Consider the following 15,631-nt stretch of genomic DNA (forward strand, 5'->3'; position numbering starts at 1 on the left):
CGCTTCTGCGATTCCCGAATCCCCATTCCCGAATCCCGGCGGTGACGCGCGCTACAGCGCGCGTAACCGCTCGATCGCCGCATCCAGCGTCGCCTCGTTCTTGGCGAAGCACAGCCGGGCCAGGCGCTGACCTTGCGGCGGATCCTGGTAGAACGGCGACAGCGGGATCGCCGCCACGCCCTTCTCGATGGTCAGCCACTTCACGAACTCGGTGTCGGGCAAGTCGCTGACCGCCGAATAGTCCACCAGCTGGAAATAGCCGCCCGGCACCGGCAGCGGCGTGAGCCGGGTGCCCAGCAACTGTTCGCGGAAGCGGTCGCGCTTGGCCTGGTAGAAGGCGCCGAGCTGTTCGTCGTGCTCGGGCTGCTCGCGGATCATCGCGGCGAAGGCGTGCTGGGCCGGGCCGAAGCTGGTGAAGGTGTTGTACTGGTGGACCTTGCGGAACTCGGCGCTGAGCGCCGGCGGGGCGATCGCGTAGCCGATCTTCCAGCCGGTGCAGTGATAGGTCTTGCCGAAGCTGGAGACGACGAAGGCGCGCTCGCGCAGCTCCGGCCAGCGCAGCACCGACTCGTGGCGGCGGCCGTCGAACACGATGTGCTCGTAGACCTCGTCGGAGATCAGGAAGATGTCGCTGCCGCGCAGCAGTTCGGCCACCGCCTGCAGGTCGTCGGCGCCGAACATCGCCCCGGACGGGTTGTGCGGGCTGTTGAGCATCAGCAGGCGGGTGCGCGGGGTGATCGCCGCGCGCACCCGCTCCCAGTCCACCGCGAACGTGTGCGGGTCCAGCGGCACGTGCACCGCATGCGCCCCGGCCAGGTCGATCGCCGGCTCGTAGCTGTCGTAGGCCGGATCCAGCACGATCACCTCCTCGCCCGGGCGCACCACCGCGTGGATGGCGTTGAACAGCGCCTCGGTGGCGCCGCTGGTGACGGTGACCTCGGTGTCGGCGTCGACCTGCGCGCCGTAGCAGCGCAGCGCCTTCTCGGCGATCGCCTGGCGCAGCGCCGGCACCCCGGTCATCGGCGGGTACTGGTTGTGGCCGTCGCGCATGGCGCGGTCCAGCGCCTCGATCAGCCGCGGCGGTACCGGAAAGTCGGGAAAGCCCTGGCCCAGGTTGACGGCGCCGTGCTCGGCGGCCAGTTGCGACATTACGGTGAAGATGGTGGTGCCCACCTTGGGCAGCTTGGTCTGCGGAAGCATGCGGGGGATCTGCGGGCAGCGGGAAAACGCCGAGTGTACGCAAAGCCGCTTGCCGGCGATGCGCCAGCGGCCCGCCGCTCCCCCCGAAACAGCACACGCGCATCGCCGCGTATGGCCGCCGCCGGCATCCGCCGGACGCCCGCATGCCGATACAATGCGCGCCTTCCCTTGCCGCCCGCCGCCGCGCCCTCCGCCGCGGCCTTCGCCGATGACCGATCCGCTGTACACCCCGCCACCGCTGCTGGCCGCGCACGGGCTCACGTTCGCCCGCGACGACGCCGCGGTATTCGGGCCGCTGGACTTCCACCTGGATGCCGGCGAGGCGCTGCTGGTGCAGGGCGACAACGGCGCCGGCAAGACCACCCTGCTGCGGGTGCTGGTCGGCCTGCTGCGCGCCGAGGCCGGGCGCATCGAGATCGACGGCCATCCGGTGCGGCGCGGCGACCGCGCCCGCTTCATGGCCTACCTGGGCCACCTGGGCGCGCTGAAGGCGGATCTCAGCACCCTGGAGAACCTGCATTACCTGTGCGGGCTGCAGGGGCGCCGGGCCAAGCAGATGCCCGGCAGCGCGCTGGCCATCGTCGGCCTGGCCGGCTACGAGGACACGCTGGTGCGGCAGTTGTCGGCCGGGCAGAAGAAGCGCCTGGCGCTGGCGCGGATGTGGCTGTCGCCGGCACCGCTGTGGCTGCTCGACGAGCCCTACGCCAACCTCGACCTGGACGGCATCACCCTGGTCAACCGCATGATCGCCGCGCACCTGCGCAGCGGCGGCGCGGCCCTGGTCACCACCCACGGCGCCTACGCCGCGCCGCCGGTGCGCACGCGCATGCTGAGCCTGAGCGGAGTCGCCGCATGAGCCTGGCCGCGCCCGTTCCCTCCCTGTGGCAGGCCACCCGCGCGCTGCTGCTGCGCGACCTGCGCCTGCTGTGGCGGCGCCGCGGCGACGCGCTGCAGCCGGCGCTGTTCGCCCTGCTGATCGTGGCCCTGTTCGCGCTGGCGCTGGGCAACCAGCCGCGCCTGCTCGGCGAAGTGGCCGGTGCCGCGCTGTGGCTGGCGGTGCTGCTGGCCGGCCTGCTGGCGCTGGACAGCCTGTTCCGCAGCGACGCCGAGGACGGCTCGCTGGAGCAATGGCTGCTGGCGCCGGTGCCGCTGGCCTGGCTGGTGCTGGTGCGGGTGCTGCTGCACTGGGCCACCACCGCATTGCCGCTGATCGTGGCCGCGCCGCTGCTGGGCGAATTGCTGCACCTGCCGCATGACCGCATGCCGGTGCTGCTGGCATCGTTGACCCTGGGAACGCCCTTGCTGAGCCTGCTCGGCGCGGTGGTCGCGGCGCTGACGGTGGGCATGAAGCGCGCCGGCATCCTGGTCGCGCTGCTGGCCTTGCCGCTGTACGTGCCGGTGCTGGTGTTCGGTGCCGGCAGCGTGGCGGCGGCGGCGCAGGGCCTGGACCCGGCCGGCGGCCTGCTGCTGCTGGCCGCGGGCCTGGTCGCCGGCCTGGTGCTGGCGCCGCTGGCGGCGGCCGCGGCGATCCGCATCTCGCTGAGCTGAGCCTTTGGCGCAGCGGCGGACGTACCATGCAAGCGCAGTGCTCCATCGCCGTTCCGTCGTTGTCGCAACGAAGCCCGCCTTCCGCCAGCTAGAATCGTCCGCATGGCCTCTCTCGTCCGCTGGTTCCACCAACTCGGTTCGCCGCCGACCTTCGACCGCTTCGCGGCGCGCTGGACCCCGTGGTGCTACCTGGCGGCGCTGCTGCTGGCCGGCGTGGGCATCTGGCAGGCACTGTTCGTGGTGCCGGCCGACCGCCTGCAGAGCGACGCCTTCCGCATCCTCTACATCCACGTGCCCAGCGCCTGGATGAGCCTGTTCGTGTTCGGCCTGATGGCCGTGTACGCGGCCATCGCCCAGGTCTGGCGGATCAAGCTGTGCGAGATCCTGGCCATGGCCTGCGCGCCGATCGGCGCCGCCTTCACCCTGATCACCCTGCTGACCGGCAGCATCTGGGGCAAGCCGATGTGGGGCGCCTGGTGGGACTGGGACCCGCGCCTGACCACCGAACTGATCCTGCTGTTCCTGTACATCGGCGTGATGGGCCTGTACCTGGCGATCGAGGACCGGCGCAACGCCGCGCGCGCGGCCGGGCTGCTGGCCATCGTCGGCGTGGTGCTGCTGCCGGTGATCCGCTATTCGGTGGTGTGGTGGAACTCGCTGCACCAGGGCCAGACCATCCGCCTGTTCGGCCAGTCCAGCATGGACCCGAGCATGCTGCCGCCGCTGTGGCTGATGGTGGCCGCGACCAAGTTCTGGTTCGCCGGCTCGCTGCTGGCGCGCGCGCGCGCCGACAACCTGCGCCGCGAGGCCGGCAAGGACTGGGTGACGCAGCTGGCGGAGGCGCGCGGATGAACTACCTGCCCTACGTGGTCGGTGCCTACGCGGTGTTCGCCGGGGTGCTGCTGGCCGATTTCGTGTTGGCGCGCCTGCAGGTGCGCGCGGCGCTGCGGGCCGCGCGGCTGCGCGCGCAACGCAAGCGCCAGGCCAAGGCCGAACCGGCGCCGCCGCTGGAGCTGAGCCGATGAACCCGCAGCGCCGGCGCCGCCTGCTGTGGCTGATGCTGCTGGTGCTGGCCGCCGGCCTGACCACCGCGCTGGTGGCGATGGCCCTGCAGCGCAATACCGCCTACCTGTACACCCCGGCCGAGGTGCTGGCCGGCAAGACCGGCGCGCATGCGCGCTTCCGCCTCGGCGGCATGGTCGAGAAAGGCTCGTTCCAGCGCGCCCCCGGCGCGCTGCAGTCGCACTTCCGGGTCACCGACGGCGATGCGCAACTGACCGTGCGCTACGACCGGATCCTGCCGGACCTGTTCCGCGAGGGCCAGGCGGTGGTGGCTACCGGCAGCATGCATGATGGTGTGTTCGTCGCCGAGGACGTGTTGGCCAAACACGACGAGACCTACATGCCGAAGGAACTGGCGGACAAGATGGGCAGCGCGCACCGCAAGCACGATGTGGGGGCGGTGCAGTGAATTGCCTGAGGGGCGGGAATCGGGAATCGGGAGTGGGGAATGGTCGCAGCAGAAGCATGCCCCCGATCATGGGCAGCGCCGAGCTGCGTCCATGCAATGCAATGGTCCACTTCGTTCGGCACTGCTTGCCGACCTCCGGTTTTCCGTGTGGACACCTAGCAGCGCATCCTGGCGTCCTCGATGACGCGTTCCGGCTTGAGCGCCGTGCTGCCTGAGGTTGGCCAGCTCCTGCTGATCCTGGCCCTGCTCACCGCCGTGCTGCAGGCCGTGTTGCCGCTGGCCGGCGCGCAGCGCGGCGATGCGCGCTGGATGGCGGTGGCGCGGCCGGCGGCGTTCGCGCAGCTGGCGCTGGTCGCCGGCGCCTTCGCCATCCTCACCCATGCGTTCGTGACCCAGGATTTCTCGGTCGCCTACGTCGCCGAGAACTCCAACTCGCTGCTGCCGCTGGTATACCGCTACTCCGCGGTGTGGGGCGCGCACGAGGGCTCGCTGCTGCTGTGGACGCTGATCCTGGCGCTGTGGACCGGCGCGGTGGCGCTGTATTCGCGGCGGCTGCCGGCCCAGGTCGTCGCGCGGGTGATCGGTACCCTGGCGCTGGTCAGCATCGGCTTCCTGGCGTTCCTGCTGTTCACCTCCAACCCGTTCGCACGGCTGCTGCCGGCACCGCTGGAAGGGCGCGATCTCAATCCGCTGCTGCAGGATCCCGGCCTGGTGATCCATCCGCCGCTGCTGTACGCCGGCTACGTCGGCTTCGCGGTGCCGTTCGCGTTCGCGGTGGCGGCGCTGCTGGACGGCCAGGTCGACGCGCGCTGGCTGCGCTGGACGCGGCCGTGGACCAACGTGGCCTGGGGCTTTCTGACCATCGGCATCGCGCTCGGCAGCTGGTGGGCGTACTACGAACTGGGCTGGGGCGGCTGGTGGTTCTGGGACCCGGTGGAGAACGCCAGCTTCATGCCTTGGCTGGCCGGCGCGGCGCTGCTGCATTCGCAGGCCGTTACCGAAAAGCGCGGCAGCTTCGGCGCCTGGACTTTGTTGCTGGCGATCGCCGCGTTCTCGCTGTCGCTGCTGGGCACCTTCCTGGTCCGCTCGGGCGTGCTGACCAGCGTGCACTCCTTCGCCGCCGATCCTGCCCGCGGCCTGTTCATCCTGGTGTTCCTGAGCCTGCTGTGCGGCGGCGCGCTGCTGCTGTACGCGCTGCGCGGCGGCCGCGTGGCGGCCGCCGCCGACGACACGCGGCAGCGCTTCGCCCCGGCCTCGCGCGAGACCCTGCTGCTGGCCAACAACCTGCTGCTGACCTGCGCCTGCGCGATGGTGCTGCTGGGCACGCTGTATCCGCTGCTGGCCGATGCGCTGGACCTGGGCAAACTGTCGGTAGGGCCGCCCTACTTCGGCACCTTGTTCATCGTGCTGATGGCGCCGCTGGTCGCGTTGCTGCCGTTCGGCCCGCTGACCCGCTGGCAGCGCGAACAGGCGTCGCGGCCGCTGGCGCTGCTGGCGCCCTGGGCCGGCCTGGCCCTGCTGGCCGGCGCGATCGGCTTCTTCCTGGCGCCGCAGGGCGCGTGGAAGACCGCCGCCGGCGTCGCCGCCGCGACCTGGGTGCTGCTGGGCACCGCGCGCTTCGTGTGGAGCCGGCGGCAGCTCAAGGGCAGCCGCTTCACCGCCGAGATGCTGGGCATGACCCTGGCCCACACCGGCATCGCGGTGTTCCTGGCCGGCGCGCTGCTGGTCGAGGCGCTGGAGCAGCAGCGCGAGGTGGCGCTGGCGCCCGGACAGCACCTGGACCTGGGCCGCTACCGCTTCGAACTGCAGGGCCTGGACCAGCGCAAGGGCCCCAACTACGTGGCCGAACGCGCGCACGTGCAGGTGCTGCACGACGATCGCCCGCTGACGCTGCTGCACCCGGAAAAGCGCCTGTACGCCAGCGGCGGCCAGAACATGACCGAGGCCGGCATCCATCCCGGCCTGTTCGGCGACGTCTACGTCGCCCTGGGCGAGCCGCTGGGCGGCAATGCCTGGGCGATGCGCGTGCACGTCAAACCTTTCGTGCGCTGGATCTGGCTTGGCGCGGCGCTGATGGCGCTGGGCGGTTTCGTCACCGCCGCCGACCGGCGCTTCCGTCGTTCTCCGGAGACCCCCTGATGTCCGCTCCCGCTCCACGTCGCCTGCCGCTGCCCGCCATCCTGCTGGGCGCCCTGTTCTTGCTCGGCCTGCTGGCGTTGCTGGTGTATGCGGTGCAGCGCTCCGGCAGCGCCGACCGCGACACGCTGCCGTCGGCGCTGATCGGCAAGCCGGCGCCGGCGTTCGCGCTGCCGCTGCTGCACGACGCCTCGATCCGCGTGCGCAGCAGCGACCTGCTCGGCGCGCCGTACGTGCTCAACGTCTGGGGCAGCTGGTGCCCGGCCTGCCGCGAGGAACACCCGGTGCTGACCCGCTTTGCGCTGAGCAAGCGCGTGCGGGTGATCGGCTACGACTGGAAGGACACCCGCGAGGACGCGCTGCACTGGCTGGAACAGCTCGGCAATCCGTTCCTGGCGGTGCTGTTCGATCCGGAGGGGCGCACCGCCATCGACTGGGGCGTGGCTGCGGCGCCGGAGACCTTCCTGGTCGATGCGCGCGGGGTGGTGCGCTGGAAGCACGCCGGCCCGCTGACCGACCAGATCATCCGCGACGAGCTGCTGCCGGCCTTGCAACAGGCCGAGCGCGACGCCCCGCCGACGCGCACGCAGGGCGCGGCCACGCCATGAGGCGCGGCCGGCCTGCGCTGCGGCTGGGCCTGCTGGCGCTGCTGGCGTGGTCGGCGCTGGCCGGCGCCGACCCGGTGTCCGACCCGACGCCGCTGGCCTACCGCTCCGCCGCCGAGGAAGCGCGCTTCCATGCGCTGACCGCGGAATTGCGCTGCGTGCAATGCCAGAACCAGTCGCTGGCCGACTCGCACGCGCAGATCGCCATGGACCTGCGCCGCGAAGTGCTGGAGCTGATGCACGAGGGCAAGTCGGACGCACAGATCAAGCAGTTCCTGGTCGATCGCTACGGCGAGTTCGTGCTGTACCGGCCGCAGCTGGAAGCGCGGACCTGGCTGCTGTGGTTCGGCCCCTTGCTGCTGCTGGCCGGCGGCGCGGCGGTGCTGCTCCGGATACTGCGACGGCGCGCGCCGGCAGCGACCGCGCTGCCGCTGCAGGACGAACAGGAATGGTGAGGCGATGCTGAGTTGGGGCATCTCGGCCGCGGCGGTGGCGCTGGCGGCGCTGGTCTTCGCGGTGGTGTTGTGGCCGCTGCGCGGCGGCCGCCGCAACGGCGCGCTGCTGGCGGTCGCGGTGCTGGCGCTGGGCGTGGCGACGGCGGCGTTGTACGCACTGGTCGGCACGCCGCGCGCCCTGCAGGCACAGAACCGCGAGACGCCGCGCACGCTGGAGGACGGCGTCAAACAACTGCAGGCGGCGCTGGCCAGGGATCCCAACCGGGCCGACGGCTGGGCCTTGCTTGGCCGCAGCCAGTTGTCGCTGGGGCACGCCGCCGAGGCCGCCAACGCCTTCGCACGCGCCGTGCAATTGGCACCGGAGCAGGCGCCATTGCTGATCGAAGCGGCCGAGGCGCGTGCGCTGGCCGACCCGCAACGGCAGTTCGACGACCAGGCGCTGGCCTGGCTGCAGCACGCCCTGCAACTGGCGCCGGGCAGCGAACGCGGCGCCTGGTTCCTGGGCATCGCCCAGCGCCAGCGCGGCCAGCACGCCGCCGCGGCCGCTACCTGGGAAGCGCTGCTGCCGCGCGTGGACGCGGCCACTGCCGCGGCGCTGCGGCCGCAGATCGACGCCGCCCGCGCCGCCGCCGGACTGCCGGCCCTGCCCGCCACCGGCAGCGCGACCGCAGCAACGCAGGAGGCCAAGGCGCCGGCGAACACCGGCCTGACCGTAGCGGTGTCGCTGGACCCGGCGTTCGCCGCGCGCGTGCGCCTGCGCGGCGACGCCAGCGTGTTCGTGATCGCGCGCGTGCCGGGCGGCCCGCCGATGCCGGTGGCGGTGCAGAAGCACCCGCTGCAGGCGCTGCCGCTGCGGGTGACGCTGCGCGATGCGGACAGCCCGATGCCGACGCAGAAGCTCTCTGACCTCAAGCAGGTGCAGGTGCTGGCGCGGCTGTCGGCCAGTGGTAACGCGATGCGTCAGGACGGCGATTTGGAATCGGCAGCGGTCACCGTCGACCTGCCGGCCGCCACGCCAGTGCAACTGGTGATCGGCAAGCCGTAAACCGTGCGCGGTGCGGCGCATCGACGATGGAGTACCGCCCTGTGCTGCGCTATCGTGGCCTGGTCGACCGGAAGATGTGCGCATGGAACCATCGTTGCAGACCGCTCCCGCCCTGCTCGGCGTCCTCGAAGAACTGCGCCGGCGCGAACCGATCTTCCATCGACCGGAATTCGGCACCGCGCGCGAGGATTTCGAGCGCATGACCACGGAAGATTTCTGGGAGGTCGGCGCCTCGGGACAGCGCTACAGCCGCGCGCACGTCCTCGACGTGCTGGCGACGCGTCGCCACGACGGCAGCGAGGAAGCGGACTGGCAAACCCAGGATTTCCGCTGCCAGCAGATCGCCGCGGACACCTATCTGCTGACCTATACCCTGCTGCAACCGGAACGCCGCACGCGGCGGGCCACGCTATGGCGGCGGACCGCGGACGGTTGGAAGATCGTCTACCACCAGGGCACGGTAGTGTCCGAGAGCTGATGCCTGCAAGCCGGCAACCCGCGGACAGCGCCGCCGCACCCGCGCATCGCGCCCGCGCGGCTAGAATCGGCGCATGACCGAATTCATCCCGCCCGGCAGCCGTTTCCTCGCCCTGCCCTCGCCGTTCCCGATGAAGCGCGGCGGCCAGCTGCACGCTGCGCGGGTCGCCTACGAAACCTGGGGCACGCTGTCGGCCGCGCGCGACAACGCGATTCTGATCGTCACCGGGCTGTCGCCCGACGCGCATGCCGCGGCCAATGCCGACGATGCCACGCCCGGTTGGTGGGAGCCCATGCTCGGCCCCGGCAAGCCGATCGACACGCAGCGCTGGTTCGTGATCTGCGTGAACTCGCTGGGCAGTTGCAAGGGCTCGACCGGCCCCGCCTCGCCGCATCCGGACGATGGCCAGCCGTACCGCCTGCGCTTTCCGGAGCTGTCGATCGAGGACGGCGCCGATGCCGCCGCGCAGGTGGTGCGGGCGCTGGGCATCGCGCAGCTGGCCTGCGTGATCGGCAACTCGATGGGCGGCATGACCGCCCTGGCCTTCCTGCACCGGCATCCCGGCCTGGCGCGCAGCCACATCAACATTTCCGGCAGCGCGCAGGCGCTGCCGTTCTCGATCGCGATCCGCTCGCTGCAGCGCGAGGCGATCCGCCTGGACCCGAACTGGAACGGCGGCGACTACGACGAGACCAGCTATCCCGAGTCGGGCATGCGCATGGCGCGCAAGCTCGGCGTGATCACCTACCGCTCGGCGCTGGAATGGGACGGCCGCTTCGGCCGCGTGCGGCTGGATTCGGACCAGGCCGACGACGATCCGTTCGGCCTGGAGTTCCAGGTCGAAAGCTATCTCGAAGGCCACGCACGGCGCTTCGTGCGCCGCTTCGACCCGAACTGCTACCTGTACCTGAGCCGCTCGATGGACTGGTTCGACCTGGCCGAACATGCCGGCGGCGACGTGCTCGCCGGCATCGCCACGATCCGCATCGAACGCGCCCTGGCGATCGGTGCCAACACCGACATCCTGTTCCCGGTGCAGCAGCAGCAACAGATCGCCGACGGCCTGCGCGCCGGCGGCGCGCAGGCGCAGTTCCTGGGGCTGGATTCGCCGCAGGGGCACGATGCGTTCCTGGTCGATTTCGCGCGGTTCGGGCCGGCGGTGCGGGCGTTTCTGGACGCGCTTTAGCGATTGAGTGCCTTGTTGGCTGTGGGGAGCGGAGGAGTCCGCGCTCCTTCGGGCGTGGTTGGTCTAACGGCTCGCTTCCAGGAGGTTTTGTACTCCACTCGTCGCGACTGAAGTCGCTCCCACAAAGGGCTTCCTGCAACACGGAGAAGCGCACCTGCCTCTTGTGGGAGGGACTTCAGTCCCGACGCAGGGTGCCTCGGCACACGCGTCGCGGCGACGTCGCTCGGGACTGCGCTATGGCTCGACCTGCAACCGCCCCCCCTGCAACCGATAGCGCACATGCACTACGCCTTCCGGCAGCGCATCGTGGCTGATCAGCAGCAGGCTGCGCTGGCCCAGCGCCTGTGTCAGGTCGCGCAGCAGCGCCTGCGCGGTGTCCACGTCCAGGCCTTCGGTGGGTTCGTCCAGCACCAGCAGCGGCGCCTCGCGCAGCAGTGCGCGGGCCAGGGCCAGGCGCCGCGCCTGGCCGGCGGACAGGGTGGCGCCGTTCTCGCCGAGCCAAGCGTCGAGGCCGCCGACCTCCCGTAGCCAGGCGTCCAGCCGCACGTCGGCCAGCACCCGCTGCAGGCGGGCGTCATCGGCATCAGGATCGCCCAGGCGCAGGTTGTCGCGCACGCTGCCGGCGAACACCGGTGCGCCCTGCGGCAACCAGGCGATGCGGCGGTGCCACTGCGCCTCGGCGACCTCGCGCAGGTCCACGCCGGCATAGCGGACGCTGCCCTGCTGCGGGTCCCACAGCCGCAGCAACAACGCCGACAGGGTGGTCTTGCCGCTGCCGCTGTCGCCGCCGATGGCGATGCGCTCGCCCGGGGCGATGCGCAGGGTGACGCCGTCGAGCACGCGCCGGGTCTCGCCCGGCCAGGCGAACACCACCTCGTCGAACTGCACCTCGCCCGTGGCCGCCAGCGCGTGCGGTTGCGCCGGGTCGACGACCGGCGGCGCCTGCCCGGCGATCGCCTGCAGCCGCCGCGCGGCGACGCGGCCGGACTGCAGCGCCTGCCAGGCCAGGCCGGCCCCGGCCCAGACCTCGAGCAGGGCCACGGTCAGGAACAGCAGGCCGGCGGCCTGTTCGGCGCTGATCGCATCGGCGCGGGCCGCGCCCAGCGCCACCCACAGCATCGCCAGCAGACCCGCCGCAGCGCACAGCGCGTGCAGGGCGTTGCCGCCGATCAGCCGCTGCCGCTGGCGCCGGTCTTCGCCCCGCACTGCCTTCGCGCTGGCGTCCACACGCGCGATCCAGGCGGCCTGCGCCTCCAGCGCGGCCAGGTCGGCGGCGCCCTCCAGGCCTTCGTAGGCCAACGTGCGCAAGGCTTCGCGCTGCTGCGCGCGGGCGCGCTCGCGGGCCTCACCACCGCGCGCCACCACCCACGGCACGCCAAGCCCGATCGCCAGCGCCAGCGCGGCCAGCACCAGCGCCGCCGGCCAATGGATCGCCGCCGCCGCGGCGATGCCGATCGCACCGACGCCGAGCAATGCCGCCAGCGGCGCCAACGCGCGCACCACCAGGCCGTCGACCTCGCCGATGTCCGACATCAGCCGCGCCAGCAGTTCGCCGGTGCGGCTGGCGCCGAGCCGTGCCGGCGCCAGCGGCAGCGCGCGGCGGAAGAACCACACCCGCAGGTCGCGGGCGATGCGCAGGGTAGCGTCGTGCCCCACCAGCTTTTCGCCGTAGCGCGAGGCGATGCGGGCGAAGGTCAGCGCGCGGATGCCGGCCGACGGCGAGAAGAAGTTGAAGCCGCTGCCCATGCCGACCGCGCCGGCCAGCGCCGCGGCGGTCAGGAAGCCGCCGGACAGGCCGAGCAGCCCGACCCCGGCCAGCATCGTGCACAGCACCAGCAGCGCGGTCAGCAGCAGGCGGCCGCGATGGCGGGCGAACACGCTGCGCAAGGTGTCGCGCGCCGCGCCGCTCATGGCGTGGCTCCCGCGGTCGCGATTGCGGCGTCGCGTGCCGGCAGCCGCAGCACGGCGTCGGCCCAGCGCATCGCCGCCTCGCTGTGGGTGGCGACGATCACGCTGCGGCCGCGGGCGAAGGCCGCCAGCGTGCGCAGCAGTTCCGCTTCGGTCTCCGCATCCAGGAACGCGGTCGGTTCGTCCAGCAACAGCAGCTCGGGATCGCGCAGCAGCAAGCGCGCCAGGCCGATCCGTCGCGCCTCGCCGCCGGACAGGCCGAAGCCGCGCTCGCCGATCGGCGTGTCCAGCCCCTGCGGCAGCCGCGCGGCGAAACGCAGCACCTGCGCCGCCTCGGCCGCGGCCCGCAGCTGCGCCGCGCTGGCGTGCGGATCGGCCAGGCGCAGGTTGTCGGCGATGCTGCCGTGGAACAGATACGGCCGCTGCCCGGCGTAGCCGATGCGCAGTCCCGCGCGCATCTGCACGGCACCGGCGCGCTGCGGCAGCCATCCGGCCAGCGCTTCCAGCAAGGTGCTCTTGCCGCTGCCGCTGGGGCCGACCAGGGCCAGGCGCTGGCCGGCATGCAGGTCGAACTCCAGGCCGCGCACGGCATCGCAGCGCGCGCCCAGCGGCCGCAGGTGCAGTGCACGCACCCGCAGCAACGGCGCCGCGCTCGGCGCGACTGCGGCAGGTCCGGCGACGGTCGCTGCAGTGGCCTCGGCATCGTCGGACGCGGCTGCGCCCTCGGCGCGCATCGCCTGCGCCTCAGTGCCCTGCGGCAGGCGTTGCAGCAGGCGCTCCACCTCCGCCGCCGCGGCCAGCGCATTGGCGCGGTCGTGGTAATGCGCGGCCAGGCGCCGCAGCGGCGCGTAGAACTCCGGCGCCAGCAACAGGCAGAACACGCCCGTGCCCAGGGTCGGCACGCTGCTGTGCAGGGCGATCATGCCCAGGTAGCTCAGGCCCAGGTACAGCGCGACGATGGCCACGCTGACCGAGGCGAAGAACTCCAGCACGGTGGACGACAGGAACGCGATGCGCAGCACTTTCAGCGTGCGTTCGCGCACGCCCTCGGCGGCATCAGCGATCCCGCGCAGTTCGTCGTCGCCGCGGCCGTACAGGCGTAGCAGGCCCAGGCCCTTGAGCCGATCGGCGAAGTGCCCGCCCATCCGCGCCAGTTCGCGCAACTGGCGGCGGCCGGCAGCCTCTGCGCCCCAGCCCACCAGCATCATGAAGATCGGCACCAGCGGCGCGGTGAACAGCAGGATCAGGCCCACCACCCAGTCGCTCCACGCCACCGCCAACACGATCAGCAGCGGCACCACGCTCACTTCCCAGCGCGCGGGCCGGTAGCCGGCGTAGTAGCCGTCCAGCGCATCGCCATGCGCCAGCAGCAGCTCGCCCAGTTCGCCGTTGCGCTGCCCGCGCAGCCACAGCGGCCCGCGCTGCAACAGTTGTCGGTACACGCGCCGGCGCAATTCCAGTTTCGCCGCGTCGGCGACGTCGCCGGCGGCGCGCTGCGCGGCGGCCCCGAGCGCGGCGCGCAGCGCAAGTACCACTGCCAGCAGGCCGAAGGCCGGCAGCGCCTGCGCCAGGTCGCGGCGTTCCACCAGCAGCGCCTGCACCAGCGAGGCGATGGCGCCGGCCTGCACGATCAGCAGCGCGCCGGACGCGCTGATCGCCGCCGCGGCCAGGCGTTGGCGGCCGCGCGCCGCCGCGGCCAGGGCATCCAGCCAACGCATGCGCTGCTGCCGCTGGTGCGGCGTGTCGGCGGGCGGTGCGGTGGACGGCTCGGCGGAATCGGTCAAAACAGGCTCGGCGCGGCGAACGGAACCGCCAGTTTAGCGGGAAGGCACTTGCGGGGCTGGAATCGCCGTGGCCGCCACGATGCCGGGCGCGGCGGTTCGGCACATTGATCTGAATCAAGGTCGAACGCGCGCCCCAGGCGGAAGATCGCCTCCAATCTCCCGCCACTCGGCCACCCAGATGCACATTTTCCACGAGGTAGCACAGCCATGATCGACACCACTGTCGTAGAGCTGTCGCGGCTGCAGTTCGCCATGACCGCGATGTACCACTTCCTGTTCGTCCCGCTGACGCTGGGCCTGTCCTTCATGCTCGCGATCATGGAGAGCGTGTATGTCATGACCCGCAAGGACGTGTGGCGGCGCATGACCCTGTTCTGGGGCGTACTGTTCGGCATCAACTTCGCGATGGGCGTGGCCACCGGCATCGTCATGGAGTTCCAGTTCGGCATGAACTGGTCCTACTACAGCCACTACGTCGGCGACATCTTCGGCGCGCCGCTGGCGATCGAAGGGCTGATGGCGTTCTTCCTGGAAGCGACCTTCATCGGCCTGTTCTTCTTCGGCTGGAGCAAGCTCACGCCGGTCAAGCACCTGATGGTGACCTGGCTGATGGCGCTGGGCACCAACCTGTCGGCGGTGTGGATCCTGATCGCCAACGGCTGGATGCAGAACCCGACCGGCGCGGTGTTCAACCCGGACACGATGCGCATGGAAGTGGTGGACTTCATGGCGGTAGTGTTCAACCCGGTGGCACAGGCCAAGTTCGTGCACACGGTCAGCGCCGGCTACGTGACCGGCGCGGTGTTCGTGATGTCGATCAGCGCGCTGTACCTGCTGCGCGGCAAGCACCGCGACATCGCCCGGCGCTCGTTCGCGGTGGCCGCCGCGTTCGGCCTGGCGTCGTCGCTGTCGGTGGTGGTGCTGGGCGACGAGAGCGGCTATGCCGCCAACGAACACCAGAAGATGAAGCTGGCCGCGATCGAGGCGATGTGGGAAACCGAGCAGGCGCCGGCCGACTTCACCGCCTTCGGCATCCCCAACCAGGCCACCGGCAGGAACGACTACGCGATCAAGGTGCCGTACCTGATGGGCCTGATCGCCACGCGCTCGCTGCACACGCCGGTGCCGGGCATCCTGGAACTGGTCAAGCGCGCCGAGCATCGCGTGCGCGGCGGGCAGATCGCCTACGGCGCGCTGCAGCGGCTCAAGGCCAACCGCAACGACGCCGAGGCGCGCGCGGTGTTCGATCGCCACTGGCAGGACCTGGGCCACGGCCTGCTGCTCAAGCGCTACCGCGAGGACATCCTCAACGCCACCCCGGAAGAGATCGCCAAGGCCGCGCTGGACACGGTGCCGCGCGTGCTGCCGCTGTTCTGGACGTTCCGGGTGATGGCCGGGCTGGGCTTCTACCTGATCGCCTTCTTCGCCGCCGCGCTGTGGTTCTCGTGCAAGCACAACTTCGAGGACAAGCGCTGGTTCCTGAAGCTGGCGCTGTGGACGCTGCCGGTACCGTGGATCGCGATCGAGTGCGGCTGGTTCGTCGCCGAGTACGGCCGCCAGCCGTGGGCGGTGGAAGGCGTGCTGCCCACCTTCTACGCCGCCTCCGGGCTGGCCCTGCACGACATCCTGATCACCCTCGCCGGCTTCGTGGCGATCTACACCACGCTGCTGATCATCGAGATCAAGCTGATGCTCAAGGCGATCGGCAAGGGGCCGGACGCGCTGCCGGCCCTGCTGCAGCCCGCCCCGCGTCCCGTCACCCCGATCGCCGCGCCCGCGGCCGCCGGCCACCTCTGACCCCGGCAGGAGACACAC

At 71.6% G+C, this 15,631-nt stretch carries 15 protein-coding genes; 12 read left to right on the top strand and 3 right to left on the bottom strand.

Translation table 11 applies throughout. The annotated features are described in order from the left end of the window. Positions 1 to 51: 51 nt before the first annotated feature. Complete coding sequence (locus NKJ47_RS13110; RefSeq protein ID WP_254458304.1) at positions 52 to 1,200, bottom strand: pyridoxal phosphate-dependent aminotransferase; 1,149 nt, start codon at positions 1,198 to 1,200, stop codon at positions 52 to 54. A gap of 208 nt (positions 1,201 to 1,408) precedes the next feature. Here NKJ47_RS13110 and ccmA point away from each other — a divergent pair, with 208 nt between their 5' ends. From ccmA to metX, 11 genes are all read left to right on the top strand, one after another. Beyond that, positions 1,409 to 2,056 carry a heme ABC exporter ATP-binding protein CcmA gene (gene ccmA / locus NKJ47_RS13115; protein ID WP_160965131.1) on the top strand — a complete coding sequence of 216 codons (648 nt, stop codon included), beginning with the start codon at positions 1,409 to 1,411 and terminating at the stop codon, positions 2,054 to 2,056. Beyond that, the gene (gene ccmB / locus NKJ47_RS13120) at positions 2,053 to 2,748 is read left to right on the top strand and encodes a heme exporter protein CcmB (protein ID WP_254458305.1); all 696 of its coding nucleotides are present in this window, start codon (positions 2,053 to 2,055) and stop codon (positions 2,746 to 2,748) included. Before ccmA ends, ccmB begins: the two co-directional genes overlap by 4 nt. A 102-nt stretch (positions 2,749 to 2,850) precedes the next feature. Then, on the top strand, positions 2,851 to 3,600 hold the full coding sequence (ccmC, locus tag NKJ47_RS13125) for a heme ABC transporter permease CcmC (RefSeq protein WP_254458306.1): 750 nt from the start codon (positions 2,851 to 2,853) through the stop codon (positions 3,598 to 3,600). Next, positions 3,597 to 3,773: a heme exporter protein CcmD gene (ccmD, locus tag NKJ47_RS13130; protein WP_017915657.1), complete on the top strand. Its 177-nt coding sequence runs from the start codon at positions 3,597 to 3,599 to the stop codon at positions 3,771 to 3,773. The genes ccmC and ccmD overlap by 4 nt, the downstream gene beginning before the upstream one ends. Next, entirely contained in the window at positions 3,770 to 4,219 is a 450-nt protein-coding gene (gene ccmE / locus NKJ47_RS13135) for a cytochrome c maturation protein CcmE (protein WP_254458307.1), read from the top strand. Before ccmD ends, ccmE begins: the two co-directional genes overlap by 4 nt. A 204-nt stretch (positions 4,220 to 4,423) precedes the next feature. After that, a complete protein-coding gene (locus NKJ47_RS13140; RefSeq protein WP_254461426.1) occupies positions 4,424 to 6,358 on the top strand; it encodes a heme lyase CcmF/NrfE family subunit in 1,935 nt (644 codons plus the stop codon). Continuing rightward, the gene (locus tag NKJ47_RS13145; protein ID WP_254458308.1) at positions 6,358 to 6,963 is read left to right on the top strand and encodes a DsbE family thiol:disulfide interchange protein; all 606 of its coding nucleotides are present in this window, start codon (positions 6,358 to 6,360) and stop codon (positions 6,961 to 6,963) included. Before NKJ47_RS13140 ends, NKJ47_RS13145 begins: the two co-directional genes overlap by 1 nt. Beyond that, a complete protein-coding gene (locus NKJ47_RS13150; RefSeq protein ID WP_254458309.1) occupies positions 6,960 to 7,415 on the top strand; it encodes a cytochrome c-type biogenesis protein in 456 nt (151 codons plus the stop codon). The genes NKJ47_RS13145 and NKJ47_RS13150 overlap by 4 nt, the downstream gene beginning before the upstream one ends. A gap of 4 nt (positions 7,416 to 7,419) precedes the next feature. Further along, positions 7,420 to 8,460: a tetratricopeptide repeat protein gene (locus tag NKJ47_RS13155; protein WP_254458310.1), complete on the top strand. Its 1,041-nt coding sequence runs from the start codon at positions 7,420 to 7,422 to the stop codon at positions 8,458 to 8,460. Between the two features lie 82 nt (positions 8,461 to 8,542). Continuing rightward, positions 8,543 to 8,938: a DUF4440 domain-containing protein gene (locus NKJ47_RS13160; RefSeq protein ID WP_254458311.1), complete on the top strand. Its 396-nt coding sequence runs from the start codon at positions 8,543 to 8,545 to the stop codon at positions 8,936 to 8,938. Between the two features lie 73 nt (positions 8,939 to 9,011). Further along, positions 9,012 to 10,124: a homoserine O-acetyltransferase MetX gene (gene metX, locus NKJ47_RS13165; protein WP_254458312.1), complete on the top strand. Its 1,113-nt coding sequence runs from the start codon at positions 9,012 to 9,014 to the stop codon at positions 10,122 to 10,124. A 234-nt stretch (positions 10,125 to 10,358) separates the two neighbouring features. Here metX and cydC read toward each other — a convergent pair whose 3' ends face one another. Together cydC and cydD are read right to left on the bottom strand one after the other, a co-directional pair. Then, positions 10,359 to 12,035: a thiol reductant ABC exporter subunit CydC gene (gene cydC / locus NKJ47_RS13170; RefSeq protein WP_254458313.1), complete on the bottom strand. Its 1,677-nt coding sequence runs from the start codon at positions 12,033 to 12,035 to the stop codon at positions 10,359 to 10,361. After that, entirely contained in the window at positions 12,032 to 13,750 is a 1,719-nt protein-coding gene (gene cydD / locus NKJ47_RS13175; RefSeq protein WP_254461427.1) for a thiol reductant ABC exporter subunit CydD, read from the bottom strand. The genes cydC and cydD overlap by 4 nt, the downstream gene beginning before the upstream one ends. A 273-nt stretch (positions 13,751 to 14,023) precedes the next feature. Between cydD and NKJ47_RS13180 the strand changes: the two genes are divergently transcribed. After that, positions 14,024 to 15,613 carry a cytochrome ubiquinol oxidase subunit I gene (locus NKJ47_RS13180; protein WP_254458314.1) on the top strand — a complete coding sequence of 530 codons (1,590 nt, stop codon included), beginning with the start codon at positions 14,024 to 14,026 and terminating at the stop codon, positions 15,611 to 15,613. The last annotated feature ends 18 nt before the right edge of the window (positions 15,614 to 15,631 follow it).

The organism is Xanthomonas sacchari, assembly GCF_024266585.1.
In the GTDB taxonomy this organism is placed as follows: domain Bacteria; phylum Pseudomonadota; class Gammaproteobacteria; order Xanthomonadales; family Xanthomonadaceae; genus Xanthomonas_A; species Xanthomonas_A sacchari_C.

Coding starts and splice junctions, on each gene's coding strand:
- NKJ47_RS13150 (WP_254458309.1), top strand. CDS start 6,960: ATGAGGCGCGGCCGGCCTGCGCTGCGGCTGGGCCTGCTGGCGCTGCTG.
- NKJ47_RS13155 (WP_254458310.1), top strand. CDS start 7,420: ATGCTGAGTTGGGGCATCTCGGCCGCGGCGGTGGCGCTGGCGGCGCTG.
- NKJ47_RS13180 (WP_254458314.1), top strand. CDS start 14,024: ATGATCGACACCACTGTCGTAGAGCTGTCGCGGCTGCAGTTCGCCATG.
- NKJ47_RS13110 (WP_254458304.1), bottom strand. CDS start 1,200: ATGCTTCCGCAGACCAAGCTGCCCAAGGTGGGCACCACCATCTTCACC.
- cydC (WP_254458313.1), bottom strand. CDS start 12,035: ATGAGCGGCGCGGCGCGCGACACCTTGCGCAGCGTGTTCGCCCGCCAT.
- ccmB (WP_254458305.1), top strand. CDS start 2,053: ATGAGCCTGGCCGCGCCCGTTCCCTCCCTGTGGCAGGCCACCCGCGCG.
- NKJ47_RS13145 (WP_254458308.1), top strand. CDS start 6,358: ATGTCCGCTCCCGCTCCACGTCGCCTGCCGCTGCCCGCCATCCTGCTG.
- ccmD (WP_017915657.1), top strand. CDS start 3,597: ATGAACTACCTGCCCTACGTGGTCGGTGCCTACGCGGTGTTCGCCGGG.
- ccmC (WP_254458306.1), top strand. CDS start 2,851: ATGGCCTCTCTCGTCCGCTGGTTCCACCAACTCGGTTCGCCGCCGACC.
- ccmA (WP_160965131.1), top strand. CDS start 1,409: ATGACCGATCCGCTGTACACCCCGCCACCGCTGCTGGCCGCGCACGGG.
- NKJ47_RS13160 (WP_254458311.1), top strand. CDS start 8,543: ATGGAACCATCGTTGCAGACCGCTCCCGCCCTGCTCGGCGTCCTCGAA.
- ccmE (WP_254458307.1), top strand. CDS start 3,770: ATGAACCCGCAGCGCCGGCGCCGCCTGCTGTGGCTGATGCTGCTGGTG.
- cydD (WP_254461427.1), bottom strand. CDS start 13,750: ATGCGTTGGCTGGATGCCCTGGCCGCGGCGGCGCGCGGCCGCCAACGC.
- metX (WP_254458312.1), top strand. CDS start 9,012: ATGACCGAATTCATCCCGCCCGGCAGCCGTTTCCTCGCCCTGCCCTCG.